The sequence below is a fragment of the Verrucomicrobiia bacterium genome, from assembly GCA_035629335.1.
Classification (GTDB): Bacteria; Patescibacteriota; Saccharimonadia; order Saccharimonadales; family Saccharimonadaceae; genus DASUUR01.
In genome coordinates this window covers 309,831-323,029 of sequence record DASPIB010000001.1, presented here as the reverse complement: position 1 = coordinate 323,029, position 13,199 = coordinate 309,831, and the positions used below count along the sequence as shown (strand labels likewise).

The 13,199-nt window shown below is 48.1% G+C and carries 13 protein-coding genes and 3 tRNA genes; 6 read left to right on the top strand and 10 right to left on the bottom strand.

Features of this window, described 5'->3' with window-relative positions:
- Positions 1-80: 80 nt before the first annotated feature.
- Positions 81-1,172 carry a hypothetical protein gene (locus tag VD907_01780; protein ID HYG83585.1) on the top strand — a complete coding sequence of 364 codons (1,092 nt, stop codon included), beginning with the start codon at positions 81-83 and terminating at the stop codon, positions 1,170-1,172.
- A gap of 90 nt (positions 1,173-1,262) precedes the next feature.
- Here VD907_01780 and VD907_01775 read toward each other — a convergent pair whose 3' ends face one another.
- Positions 1,263-2,315 carry a DUF475 domain-containing protein gene (locus tag VD907_01775; GenBank protein HYG83584.1) on the bottom strand — a complete coding sequence of 351 codons (1,053 nt, stop codon included), beginning with the start codon at positions 2,313-2,315 and terminating at the stop codon, positions 1,263-1,265.
- 30 nt (positions 2,316-2,345) lie between these two features.
- Positions 2,346-2,897, bottom strand: coding sequence for a prepilin-type N-terminal cleavage/methylation domain-containing protein (locus VD907_01770; GenBank protein ID HYG83583.1), 552 nt, complete (start codon positions 2,895-2,897; stop codon positions 2,346-2,348).
- 131 nt (positions 2,898-3,028) lie between these two features.
- Here VD907_01770 and VD907_01765 point away from each other — a divergent pair, with 131 nt between their 5' ends.
- Positions 3,029-3,544 (top strand): hypothetical protein, encoded by a 516-nt coding sequence (locus tag VD907_01765; protein ID HYG83582.1) that lies wholly within the window; start codon positions 3,029-3,031, stop codon positions 3,542-3,544.
- A gap of 122 nt (positions 3,545-3,666) precedes the next feature.
- Positions 3,667-3,870, top strand: a complete 204-nt coding sequence (locus VD907_01760) for a hypothetical protein (protein HYG83581.1) — start codon at positions 3,667-3,669, stop codon at positions 3,868-3,870.
- Positions 3,871-3,945: 75 nt separating this feature from the next.
- Here VD907_01760 and VD907_01755 read toward each other — a convergent pair whose 3' ends face one another.
- On the bottom strand, positions 3,946-4,794 hold the full coding sequence (locus VD907_01755) for a hypothetical protein (GenBank protein HYG83580.1): 849 nt from the start codon (positions 4,792-4,794) through the stop codon (positions 3,946-3,948).
- A gap of 110 nt (positions 4,795-4,904) precedes the next feature.
- The gene (locus VD907_01750) at positions 4,905-6,119 is read right to left on the bottom strand and encodes an L-histidine N(alpha)-methyltransferase (GenBank protein ID HYG83579.1); all 1,215 of its coding nucleotides are present in this window, start codon (positions 6,117-6,119) and stop codon (positions 4,905-4,907) included.
- A gap of 147 nt (positions 6,120-6,266) precedes the next feature.
- On the opposite strand from VD907_01750, the gene VD907_01745 reads away from it, so the two are divergent.
- Positions 6,267-6,632, top strand: coding sequence for a hypothetical protein (locus tag VD907_01745; protein ID HYG83578.1), 366 nt, complete (start codon positions 6,267-6,269; stop codon positions 6,630-6,632).
- Entirely contained in the window at positions 6,616-7,320 is a 705-nt protein-coding gene (locus VD907_01740) for a hypothetical protein (protein ID HYG83577.1), read from the top strand. The genes VD907_01745 and VD907_01740 overlap by 17 nt, the downstream gene beginning before the upstream one ends.
- Positions 7,321-7,546: 226 nt before the next feature.
- Here the strand turns inward: VD907_01740 and VD907_01735 are convergent.
- Together VD907_01735 and VD907_01730 are read right to left on the bottom strand one after the other, a co-directional pair.
- Positions 7,547-7,623: transfer RNA gene (locus VD907_01735), tRNA-Val, on the bottom strand.
- Between the two features lie 234 nt (positions 7,624-7,857).
- Complete coding sequence (locus tag VD907_01730) at positions 7,858-8,178, bottom strand: hypothetical protein (protein ID HYG83576.1); 321 nt, start codon at positions 8,176-8,178, stop codon at positions 7,858-7,860.
- 480 nt (positions 8,179-8,658) lie between these two features.
- Here VD907_01730 and VD907_01725 point away from each other — a divergent pair, with 480 nt between their 5' ends.
- Positions 8,659-9,054: a hypothetical protein gene (locus VD907_01725; protein HYG83575.1), complete on the top strand. Its 396-nt coding sequence runs from the start codon at positions 8,659-8,661 to the stop codon at positions 9,052-9,054.
- 255 nt (positions 9,055-9,309) lie between these two features.
- Here the strand turns inward: VD907_01725 and VD907_01720 are convergent.
- The 4 genes from VD907_01720 to VD907_01705 form a co-directional block, all read right to left on the bottom strand.
- Positions 9,310-9,396, bottom strand: a tRNA-Leu gene (locus VD907_01720).
- Between the two features lie 41 nt (positions 9,397-9,437).
- Positions 9,438-11,054, bottom strand: a complete 1,617-nt coding sequence (locus VD907_01715; protein ID HYG83574.1) for an FAD-binding oxidoreductase — start codon at positions 11,052-11,054, stop codon at positions 9,438-9,440.
- 178 nt (positions 11,055-11,232) lie between these two features.
- A tRNA-Leu gene (locus tag VD907_01710) sits at positions 11,233-11,321 on the bottom strand.
- A 78-nt stretch (positions 11,322-11,399) separates the two neighbouring features.
- Positions 11,400-13,190, bottom strand: a complete 1,791-nt coding sequence (locus tag VD907_01705; protein HYG83573.1) for a peptide ABC transporter substrate-binding protein — start codon at positions 13,188-13,190, stop codon at positions 11,400-11,402.
- Positions 13,191-13,199 lie beyond the last annotated feature (9 nt).

The following is a 13,199-nucleotide window of genomic DNA, read 5'->3' as shown; positions in this document are numbered from 1 at the left end:
TGAAAACTTGCTATAACAAAATTTTGTGATATTATATAAAACATTGTTCGCACTTTTACAAGTTGACAAGGGAGACAAATATGTCTCATCAGGAATTCGTTATTCCGAAGCTGGCTAGGGTCATCCTCGACACAAAGACACCCGAGCAGCCAACGGTTCAGATCTTCCTCGACCCGGACTACACCGGTGAACTGGAAGCCGGTCTCGAATCTGCTGATTCGCGCCTCTACTTGGTATGCAGTCACGCCTCGGCCGTCAATAACGGCAAACTGGCAGCATTCATCGAGACCGCGCATCACTGGGATTACAACAGCGACGGAAAATTTGATGCCGACCACGTCATTCAGGCACTCGAAGATGCTCTGTGGCAGAGCCGGGAGACGCCAGATGAGTTCGAACGACCGCGCGGGTGGTACAGCGGCACGCTTATGAGGTTGATGCCGAAGCAGCCGGAGCGGCACATCGTCTTCGGCTTTGGGGACATCCGGCGGCACTTCAAGTGGACCGACTACCTGTGGGCTGCGCCTGCGGTTGGGGCCTTCATTTTTCTGGCGCAGCTGCAGCTGCAGCTGCTCCCCTGGATGAAGTACTCGGTCGTCAGCGGCTACCTGGCCCTGACACAGTGGCTGGGGCTTTCTACGCCAATCGCCATTGCGTTGGTGATGGCTACGGTCGTCGTCACTTCGCGCATCCGGAAGCGGAAGCCGGCACAGAAGTCGTCACTGTCGATGTACACCTACGGCTTCTTCAGCAAGGCTGCCGTGTACGAAGAGCAGGCCTTCCGTGAGGGCGCCGAAAACTGGAACCTTCGGCAGCGAGCTATGAGCTGTTTGCTGTTCGGGGCGATTCATATGGTGAACCTTATCTATCCGCTGGCAAGTATCCTTCCCCTCGCCCTTGGCGGAGCTGGGCTGATGTGGTACTACCTTCGATCGCTCAAGAAGACGCCGTTCCGACGGACGGCCGTGTTGGCTGCTGCCGTCAAGCACCGACTGTACAACAAGGTGGCACTGATCTCGATCAGCATCACGCTAGTGCTGTGGTTCGGCTTCAACATCTACAGCCTGGCCTTCCTGTTCGCAGGAGTTGGGCTGCTGGTGATCGACCTCCGCGCCATCCGCAGCCTGGCTCAGCCAACGAGTCAGTTTGAAACCACCTCCCTCAACCGTTAACGAACATAGGCGTATCTTCCTGATACACCCTAGCCTCCCGGGTACCTTTTTGAAAAGGTTGCTCGGGAGGTTTTTAAATACTATTTAATTCTATTTTGTAGCTTTTACTTTATTGGCGTTCACTCTACTCCACCAAATTGCCACCGCGATAAAGCCAATGCCCAGGGTGCCAACAATCCACTCGGGCAGTTCAATATGATATAGCTTCAGTAGCATAATAGCCCCTAAGAAGGCGATCGCCCAGTGTGCTCCGTGTTCGAGGAATACATATTTTGACAGCGTTTTGGCGCGCACCAGATGAATCGTCATGGCCCGCACCCACACTGCACCGGCACCAAGACCCGCCATAATAAGTACGATGCTGCTGGTAATTGCGAAGGCACCAATTACACCATCGAGCGAGAATGAGGCATCAAGAATTTCGAGGTACATGAAAGCTGCAAAGGCCGCGCCACCCACCTTTAGCCCAGAAGATAAGGCAGCTTTTTTGTTCTTTTCAAACATCGCTTCAAGTAACGACAATCCAATGTGCAACGTCATAGCAGCAATTGCGGCGATCAGCACTGCCGTTTGGTATTTAGGGTCAACTGTCAGAAACAGCACAATTGAGGTTAACAGCATCAAGAAAACGGTAATATTATCGAACTTCCCTAAACGCCCAAGCTTAGCTTCAAGGAATTTTAGCCAGTGGGTTTTCTTCTCGTAGTCAATAAAATAACTAAGCGCGATCATGATCAAGAAGGTTCCACCAAACGCACTAATCACCGGCTCAGCCTTCGCTAGTTCGTGTTCGTAGGCGTGGGTATCATTGAGCGCCAGGTGTACTACGCGCCCAAAGTCTAAACCAGCAGTCAGCATAACAATCACGATCGGCAAGGCGAATCGGACCAAAAACACCGCGATAAAAATACCTAGCGTCATGAATAATTTTTGCCACTTTGGCGACATAGTTACGAGCACCTTGCTGTTAACAACGGCGTTATCAGCACTAAAGGTTGTTTCAAGGAGCGTGAGCACTATCACCGTAAATAGCGCGCCCATGCCGCCCCACATAAACGAGGCCACCCAGATTGCTAAAGTAACGGTTGTAGCGAACCAGTAAATTTTGAATAAATCTTTAAATGTCAGTATATCTTGTGTCATAACTTCCCTGCTTATCAGCCTATGATACCGCTATAAACCTCGGCCTGCAAGCGCTTCACGAATTTGGGTAAGTCGACTTGCTGGCGGTGGGTAGTTTCTGCTGGTAAACCATCGCCATTCGCCGCTTTGCTCGTTAAAGAAAACAACTGCAAACGAATCGCATGGCACGCCAGCCACTGCCGAGCTGCCGCAGCTGGCATTGTTAATACTTGCGGTCGGGCCATTGACAAAAGGAATATATAAATATGAATTTCTTGTCACACTCGCAGGGATTGCCATATCGTTATTATTACCAAGACTCACCACTGAGTTTTCGGCAGTTTCACCCGGGCCCTTAAACATGTCGCGGTTTACGTTCACACCAAAGATAGTTGGTGTCACCTCAATTGGATAAGCATTGTTGCTCGCAACATGCAACTCCAGGGCTTGCGCCAAAGAGCGGGCATCAGCTTCACGCTCGGTATCGCGCGCCCGTGCCTGGGCGCCAGAGTAATTCGCCACTCCAATCGTAGCTAAAATACCAATCACAATCACGACTACCAACACCTCAATCAACGTAAAACCGGCCTGTTTCTTTCCCACCCATTTCATATCTATAGAATATAGCGGTCTTTATGGATTAAAGCAATGTTACTATCAGTATCTCTTTACATAATACTCAAAAATTATATAATCCACTTAGGAATACCTCTCCCAGTCTGAAAGAAGGAGCTATGGAGAACGAGAGCACAATGCGCGAGTGCCTCCGTCTGCTCAATCTGCCCGGACATCCTTACCGAGCAAAGCTTCGCGGGCGCGACCTAGGGCTAGGCCGAGGCGAACAGATCGTGTCAGCCGCGGTTGAAACAACCGGATTGCGGCTTGGACGTACCAGCGGCAACGATGTCGTGGTAAGCGATTTCATAAAGTTTGAGCTGCAGAGTGACGGCACGATTGTGGTATGGGGAATGCGCGACGGCAGCGAACGACAGCGGGTGCAGTTGGTACCAGAAGCGCTCACTGAAGAGCTGACACAGGAGCTTGATCATTCGTTTAAGCTGCTCGGGCGACCAAACTTGCAGGAAATTGCACGCCGACAGACGGCTCAAGAGCAGTGCCGAGAGTTGTTGGTTGGTATCACCGATGTGACCTTGCTTGACCTAGCTGATGGCACAGCGAAGATCGAGGTCGTCACGGCGAATGGCAAGCGCACCGTGATTAACCTGCCCATCAGCCAGCTCGCGCCCTAACGGCATCGAATAACGCCCATCCGGAACTCCTGCAACTTCCGGATGGGCGCTTTTAAATTGTTTTTGAAACACCTCCCTGCTTTTAGTTGTATACTAGAAATAAGATAATCAAGGAGACGCGTATGGCCCTAGAAGATAATCTCGCCGAAAAAGCTCACCAAATGATTGACAACACAGCCGAAAAAATGAAAGACACCGCCCAAGCCGCCGAAGAAAAGGTGGACGAGCTAAAAGATAAAAAAGATAAACTAGCCCACGAAGCGGAACAACGAGTTAAAACTGCCGCTGAAGAAGCCAAGAAGGATGTTGAAGACACGCGAAGGTAGTCTTATACGAAGAGGTGTATTTTAAAGGCCCTCCACAAACGGTGTGTGGAGGGCCTGATCAGTCTGCCCAAAAACTCACTGCAAGGTGAATGGAATGTACAGCCGCTCTGGAAGCTGGTCGGTGACCTTAGGCGACCAGACGGCCTCGTATGGCGGTGTCAGTGTCAAACAGCTGCGCTGGTTCAGGCGATCATTGTATCGCCCCACAACCTCGAGCCGAAGCGACCCGCCAAAACTCAGCTTGCTCTTCATGATACCCCAAGTTCGCCCAGACTCATCCTTGGTAGCAAGGTAGTCCCAGGGCGTCTCGTTGGCGCTGTAGTCGTAACTGACTTCGTCAGCCAGATGCACTACTTGGTAGCCCCGCCACCGCAGCGAAGAGTAGTCTTTCCAGAGCATGATATCAAGTTGACGCTTTGGTTGTCCGAGCTCAGCCGATCGCAGCCACAGATCACCTGTAAACTGCTTTAGGCAAATGCAGCTCGTGCCATCCGGCAGTTGGTAGTGCTCTGCCCAGCAGAGCGTGCCCTTCCCGATATCTCCATTCGGCAGCTGAAATGGCTTGGGCGTGCCTTTTTCAACAGCAAACAGAACAGTCATGCTGCTCTCAAGCGACACGACACCGGTCTTTTCACCTTGTCGAACACCGTAGTAGTCATTAAATACCCGGATGTACTCACCGAGTGTCGCCTCAGCTCGAACGTCGACCGTCATGGCCGCGCCTGTTCGCCGACCATAACCGAAGTCGTATGTGGCGCTGGCCGGCAGTGGCGCCGGCTGCAGCACTATAGAAGACCGACTCGTGTTTTTTTGCCACGGCGAACGGCAGGTATAGACCTCTCCTATCTCGTGAAGCCGGTTTGCTACGAACGGCGTTACCTTAGCGCCAAGGTAGCTCACGATACCCACCAGACCCTCAAGCACTTTGCAGCCACCTTTCTTTGGTAGAGTCGATATTTATTATAACAGACAGTTAAATTTGTTTATAGCGCAAGTACATGAGATAGTGATGCAATATTTTGGTATAACGTGCTTTACACTTCTGCGAGCGGCCGCTTGCCAGAGATAAGTAACAAAAAGTCGTTATCCTTGGTTCGGCTCTTGTGCAGGGGGTTAAATCCGGCACCATAGATTAACTTTTCAATCTCAAAATGGCTATAGTGTTTTGCTCGCCATACCGCGAGAGAATCACCTTTGTTTAATTCAATTTTCCAAATCTGACTCATGACCTGCATTTCAATTGTTAATGCATATTTTAACTTAATATGCATTACCCGCGCACGTTCAATCTCGTCGTAGCTCAGAACAATATCATAAAGCGATTTATTGATACCTAGTAAATCGATAACATATTCGCGATGAGGTGGAAGAATATTGCCTAATTGCGTGGCCGAATTAAACTGATCGCGTGTGTTTCTTGAATCTAGCTTTAGGCTGTAAAGAAATAGATCATTGCGCTGCATACTCTTCCTGATAACATCTAGGGCATACTGAGGTGTATTAAAGTTTGACAGCGTTCCACCAAGTAACAGTATGAGGTTAACCGCTCCGCTGGGCGGCTCAGCAATAATATTTGCAAATGGCTCAACACTAATGTCGTAACAGTACCCTTCAAACTTAACGTGGTCACCAAACCAATTTTTGATGTTCCTTTTGGCGATATCAAGCATAGTTGGGCTAATGTCGATTGCAACATAGCGATTTAACTTGTTCTTTTCTAAAAGATGATTGACCACGCTTTTACTTGAGAGTGCGTTACCAACGCCAACATCTATGATATTAACCAAATCATATTCTTCCAGAAGGCTGTCAAGATAACTCATATTTAAATCGAGTAAGTTAATTGTACTGGTAAGGGTGTTGGCCACTTCACCTTCGTGCATCTTACGAGCATATTCATCCCAAGATTCCGCGCCACCATCAAAATAAGCATACTTATGTGGGATCTCCCGATCAGTATCTATTTGCGTAAAGATTTCATGAATCTGTTCCTCAGTATAAACATTATAGAATTCAGGAAGCGGCTTAATAACCTTATGAATATTTCCATTTAAGTATTTCCTACGAGTCTCTAAAAGCTTTTGAATAATTTGTTGATTTCTTGCAGTTTTAGCTATGAAATACCGTCCGTCGTTGTGAACAAGTTCTAAGCCCAGTCCGCCTTCCCGTGAGTTTTGTATCCATCTCGATATAGTACGTGGATTAACCCCAAAAAGATTTGTTAATTCTGATTTTTTATAGTAGCTCATCGATTGTGCTTATACTTACCTGTAAAAACGTTGACATGTGTCCGAAAATGCGTGTATCATCAAATAACAACAAGCATGCTTCTGCAATCACCGTATCATACTCAATGCTAACGGGCAATGGATTGCTAAAACAGCTTGTTAGGACAGGTGCTTAAAAATATTTACCGGGTGATGACGGCCCGTAATGGTAAATATATGTTATGGGGAATCATTTCTATGCATACGCATACCAACTCTGAGGCGCACAACAATGGCGATTTTCACGCTTATGACTTTTTATTGCCGCCTCAAAGCAATAAAGAGATCGCAGTTGGAATTTTCGAACTACCGTTTAAGCCGCCTAGTTATACCGTCGCCCTTTCCTCTGAAGACATGGTAAAAATAATTTATAAAAAGATACCACGCGAGCAAAATGGTGAACTAGTGCTCGCGTTTTATTTTGAAAATTTGTCAACTACAGCGATAAAAGTAACAATAAGGGAAAAAGCGGCTATTTATGAAGGGGTGTCCTGAATTATACGCACCATTAGGCTTCGCCGCCCTGGGCCACAAAGCAGTTGGCACGGTGCAGTGCGAAATATGTAAAAAAGAAATACCTACCAGCCTGGCAACTATCGGTCCGCTTAGTTTTGAACGTCGACAATTATTTGCGTGTGTAGACCATTTAAAAACCAAAACTTTATGGATCAACGGATGGGGTAATTACTTTATCTCACAAAACGATCGAGTACGAGCAATCGGCAAAGCTCCTACAACAAGGTACGCTGAGACTCGCTTATTACGTCATGCTACTGAGGGAGTTATGGACGCAGCACTGCACATTATAGTGCGGATTAGATTTAGTGGAACGATCCTTTACGTAGACAATGCTAAAATCTATTCAACAATATTAAGCCGATGCCTTATTAGACTTCGGAGGCTCCTCGAACGAGAAAAAGCAAATACTTCTGATACGGCAATGAGAAGCGTGCTTGAAGACATGGCGACGAGCATAGCTAAGGTCAAAATCTTGGACACAAATCCAAACCATTCCCATGGAAATAATATTCACTTGATAACACCTTCAATTACAATCCCTTCAGTCAAAGACATAAACACCATATTTCTAATTAATCGCCCGGACAAAAGCATGTGTCAGGAAATATACAATAATTTGAAGCCTGGTTCGTCAATCATTGAATATAGAGGGGCATCTATTTAAATTCGCTCGAGTACAATCTAAAGATATTGCAAAGTTACCACTTCTGTTTGAATGAGTTAATGTACACTATTTCGCGCACTACCCACGCAGGTGTATTGGATATTAATATAAAAGCGTAACACCTCAACGCAACTTGCCCATTGTCGCACAGAAGGCTTCAAAAAGTCAGCACCCATTAGTGCTGACTTTTTGAAATGCTCAAATTGTTGATATGATTATAATCTCTTGGTGGGCGCTGAGGGACTCGAACCCCCGACCCTCTCGGTGTAAACGAGATGCTCTAGCCAACTGAGCTAAGCGCCCTTAAAAGTCTTAATTATTCTAGCAAGGAGTCACTAAAATGTCAAAAATTAAATTACTAGACGTCGTGCGGGTAGGATTTCTGTCTATCTTCAGCGCAATCTGTTGAAAAATATTAGTGCAAGAATGATAATTACAAAGCAAGCAGCCCCAGATAAAGTCATCTGGGGCGCCGGCTCTCATAAATGAGCAGCTGAGTGCCGACATCCGCGACGGGATGGGCTAAGTGTTAGATTTTTACGGCAACATGGCCTCTACTGTCACAGAAGTGACATGTGGCGCGAGGTCGGCCAACCTTGGATACTCCTCGGGCTTAAAATCAAACGCGAGGAGTTCGAATGTGCCGTCGAACTCTTCCAGGAACCTCCTAAAGGCTGCTTCATGATGTTCCCTGTTCTCTTGGTCCTTCGTCGACCATAGAGCCCAAGAAATGAACAAAAGGGCTTCGTGACGGGCTTCGTCCGTAACGCATAGAGCTACTGCGTAGCAGGGGCCATCGCCATACGGGCGGGTGGCGAGTTTTCCATGAAGCTCAGTCAGTTCCACGTTGCTACTCATTTCAGGCCGGGTTGCAAAAAAGGATTATGCAACTTATTAAATAATACCATTTATTAAATGATATGTCAATAACAACCGTTTGTACTTTGGCGCGGCCTGTCTTTGGCCGACAAAGCTTGTATCGTCATGATGACAATTGGTGGGAGCATCCTAGCTTTACTCTAAATCTTGCCGCAATACAAAGATGTATTCTAAAAGCATTTCGGCAGTGGCGTCTTGCAGTATAGCGACGATAACCAAAGAGTTTAAGCCAGATTTGCACACAGAAATAGCAATAAAGAAATGTCCACTTTGTGGAACATTTCTATCCGTCATGATATCCTGGTGCACCACATCGACCTGTCGTGGAACACATTAGAGCCTAGCATAATTCTGATGTACGAAAAAACTAACTGAACTAGGTTGGTCGTATTGCAATGGAAAGATACATCTCCGAGTTTGAGACTGAAAAAGTTTTATATACCAATACCGTCTCCCTAGATGAAGCCCCGCAACAAAGTCCTTGTTTTATTAAGCTATATATGTTATTATAACATTTGTAATTACCCTCAACTTGAAGAGGTAATAGTGAACCAGTCGATTTCCAGCAAGCTCGGGCTCAACGCCGACACGCTGAAGATCATTTTGGATGACATGGCGTCGTCTATGCCCTCCCTGCGTGGTCGTCCCGCCGAAGCTCTCGAATCTCTCCTGAACGAGGTACTCGGAGTACTGACGGGCGACAGCCCGCGCAGTGAATTTCCGCGAACCGAGACGGACCGAGAGGTCTACCGTGTAGCTCGGGCGCGACTTGAGCCGGATCAGCCAAACGAGCTTACCTGCAGGCTCGCCTGGGGATCGCTCTGGTTCGGGAGGCCGCTCACTGCGGCCGCCTAACCTCCACCCCCGTCGCCCCACATCTGTCGCATAACGATAGACCCGGGGCGACGGGTTTATCATGCTAGCAAATCCATTTCGACTGGAGTCCTTTGCTGCCTTAAGTCATTATTTAGATTCGTAATACCCGCAATAAAAATCATAAGCACAGTCCTACCAACCACAGAGGACTTGAACCGGTACAACAGATAATAATTTACTCAAAACAAAAAGTGCCCCACTTTGTGGAACACTCTTCTATCTGTAATAAATTCTTGGTGCGCGAAAGAGGACTTGAACCTCCACGTCCGAATGGACACTAGCACCTGAAGCTAGCGCGTCTACCAATTCCGCCATTCGCGCACAATATTTTTACTATACCCTAGCTGCCACGCAAGTTCAAGCTATTTATAAGGAGAATAATCGTCGGTCACCAGCGGTACCAGCTTCTTTGGATCGAAGCCGGTTTTGGCGCCGGCGTTAAGAATATTGAAAGGATCAAAGGCCTTCTTGACTTGAATAAAGAGCTCGAGTACTTCTTTGGGATATTTCTTGGCGATAAATGGTGCCAATAGCCTTCCTTCGCCAGTAAACACGCCAAAGTCGCCGTCGTGCTGCAGCACCAACGTCAAGTATTCATCAATTAAGCGGAAGATTTTTTGTCGGTCCGTTACGCGGCGCATATCAAGTAGGGCTCGGGCTTGGAAAATGCCTGTTGTCGGGTCACCCCATACGTGCAGGGTGGCGTGCAGCTTTGTACTTAGTTCTTGTACGCCACGGAGATAATTTTCGATTTGTCCTTCGGGGATAGTAATGGTATCGACAAATGGCACTGCGACTCTGCCTTCCGATTCATCAAATGTGAGAGCCGAGAGAGTCCGCTCGTACAAATGTCGCCACGAACGTTGAATGTCGTAGTCATCTGATCGAAAGACGGTGTTGCCTATACGGCTGAGGGCTTTTTCAAGCCGTTTAGCTTTTTTACGGCGCAATCGCTCGTTTGTGTCATCGAATGTAATGAACAACAATGCTTGCGGCAGTTGCTCCATGTCTTCACCTAGCAATCCTTCGTAGGCAATCCCTTGTTGCTGCTGAGCAAATTGTAGTTCTTTATGGCTTAGAAGGGTTACCTCTGCCGGCTCAAGGCTTCGAATGGTTGCAGTGGCATCAAGTGCTGCTTCAAGGCTATCGCAAGCGACAACGGCCGTCTCGATGCCAGGGCTGTATGGCACCAACCGCAAAATAACTTCAGTTACCAGCCCAAGTGTCCCTTGAGAACCAAGCAGTAGCGCAGTGGCATCCAGCGAACCGTCCTTCTGTTTGGTGGCAGCAATATTGTAGCCCAAAGATGATGCCACCCCAGTCAGCTGCTCGTTAATTTGATCGGCTTCATCCGTCAAAATGCCATCAACCGTGCGATAGACTTCACCCTCAAACATAGTCAGGCCTTTTTTCTTGTTGAGCTCTTTCTTACTTAGCCGGCCAGTTTGCATAATATCGCCGTTCGCGAGCACGACTTCGACTTGATCAATCCAAGCGGCCATACCACCGTACTTCCCTACCCGTTTTCCGGCGTAATTACTGGCGAGTGCGCCACCAATCGTGCTACGAGGATCGGCGTCAAGCAGTGGCGGGAAACACAATCCGTGTAAAAACAGCGCCTCAGATAATACCTGCGCCGAAACTCCCGCCTGTACCCGCGCTAATCGCCGTTTGGTATCAACCTCGAGAATACGATTTAAGTGGCGAGACATATCAATCACAATGCCGGCGCCAATTGCCCCACCGGTAGTATCTTGGCCAGCGCCACGCGCCGTCAGCGATAGAACATGGCCTTTTTCAGCTAGCTGCCAGGCAAAACGGGCAATCTTACGAACATCCTGGGTATCTTTAGGAAAGACCACTGCATCAGGCAACTTTTCTAAAATACTTGCATCTTTTGAATAAGTTGCTCGCGCCCTCGGCCCCACAAGCACCTCACCCTGCAGATGCCCCTGTAAATATGTAGCGATTTTATTCATATTTTCGTCTCGTCATATATTCCTTTCATAATACCATAAGCATGTTGTGACGCCTACTATGTGAGTACGGTGAAATATGGCACGAGAGCGGTCTTTAGCTCCCCGAAGTCATCCAAGAACTCCCTTTTTGGGATAAAAAATACCCCACAAAATTTGTGAGATATTTTTTATAAATTCATGGTGCGCGAAAGAGGACTTGAACCTCCACGCCCTAAAACGGGCACTAGCCCCTCAAGCTAGCGCGTCTACCAATTCCGCCATTCGCGCATGAGTAACAAACGATATTGTACAGATTCTTCGTAAAAACTGCAACCCTGTTTACACATCTTTCGGTACGCCCAAAGGCTAAGGAGTCGTGAACCGGAGCCCCTGCTCGACCGTCCAGTACTTTACGCCCCGGAAACGATCAGCAAGATCAACAATTACCGACCTATCGGCAATTGATCGAACATCAGTGGTGGTTGCATAGTGCAACACCGGACGATACAACGCGATTGCCGGAATATCAGCCAGCCATTGTTCGGTAAGTGTTTTGTATTTTTCTGCCCTTAATGGCACCTCGGATCGCAAGCGTGCACTTTCAAGTGCGTCATCAACAATTTGCGAGCTATAATTTGCGAAGTTTAAACCAGTTTGCGAGGCTTGTGACGAATGCCAGTAGGCATAGACGTCCGGGTCAGCACCAATCGCAAATTCGTACAGCAAAACGTCATAGGCACGTGGCTGAAGAACACTTTGCTGCACGTCCTCAGGGTTCATCAGTCGGGTATCGACTTTTACGCCAATCCGGCGCCACTGCCCGGCAAGCTCACTGAGTACCTGGGGGTAATCACCACTTTCTACCGCAACCATCATAATTGAAAGTTCTCGATCTTTTAGAACTCGAACACCTTCGGCATTCTTCTTCCAGCCGGCTTTATCTAGTAATCTCTCGGCCTCGGCGATGTTATGCGCGGGGGGCTTCATACTCATAACGCTGGCGTATTGCTCGCCAATAATTGGGCCATGCAAAGGGAGCGCGCCGCCGACTTTATTAATTATCGCTGCCGTGTCGGTAGCGAGTCGTAGCGCTTGGCGCACTGTCAGGTCTTTTAGAATTGGACCGTCGTTTCTAAACAAAACGTAGGTACCGTTATTAATGGCCAGCGTTTCGGTAACGAAACGAGCTTTATCTAATTTTTTAGTTGTCGCGCTACTTAGGCCGCTCACGGCATTGACTTCGTTGCTCACTAAGGCCGCGTACAGTTGATCGGAATCCTTATAGATATGAAGTTGAAAGCGATCAAGCTGCGGCGCACCGCCAAAATAGTCGCGAAAAGCCCGCAGATGCAAGACTTTTCGCTCCTCGGCGGCATCAATAATTTGCACATTCCTAAAAGCAAATGGTCCGCTGCCTACCGGTGCCTTACTAAAAGCACTTTCGCGTAACAAGCCGGGTTGGACTGTTTTTAATAGATGCTGAGGCACTACCCCAAAGGTCAGGGCGTGCGGAAACGGAGCGTAGGCTTCTGGTAATGTGAATTCAACCGTCTGATTGTTTAGAGCAGCGACATCAATCGATTCCCAGCTCGACCGCAACGGCGACCGCGTTTCCGGATTTTTTATTAGATTGATCGTGAATACCACATCTTCGCTGGTAATCGGCCGGCCATCGTGCCAGACGGCATTTTCACGCAATTTTACCGTGTATATTTTGCCGTCGTGGCTTGCCTGCCACGATTCGGCCAGTTCCCCGCGCAGTTGATTTTTTTCATCGTATGCCAATAACCCCGAAAACAGCAAACGACTGGCGGTAAGCTCAGCCGTGCTAGCAGAAAACAACGGATTTACAATATCAAGCGGCCCTACTACACCTTCGGCATAAGTACCGCCCGGCACCGCCGCTTGAGCGGTGTACGAGCCACGGTACCAGTTAAATTGTAGGCCCGTGGCGCCGATTAAAAGGGCAACAAGCACTAACCAGCCCAACATATGGCGCCGCACTTCGCGGACATTTATCCAGCGCTTTACAAGAAACTTATGCGCATGCCGCAAAGTTGCAAGTTCCAGCTTTCGGGCTTTTTTTCCGAGCTGCTTACGAGAAGGTTTTAAGCGGTGAAATCGGCGCCAACTGCTGGTTTCCTGCGGATCGTCCATAAGAGTATC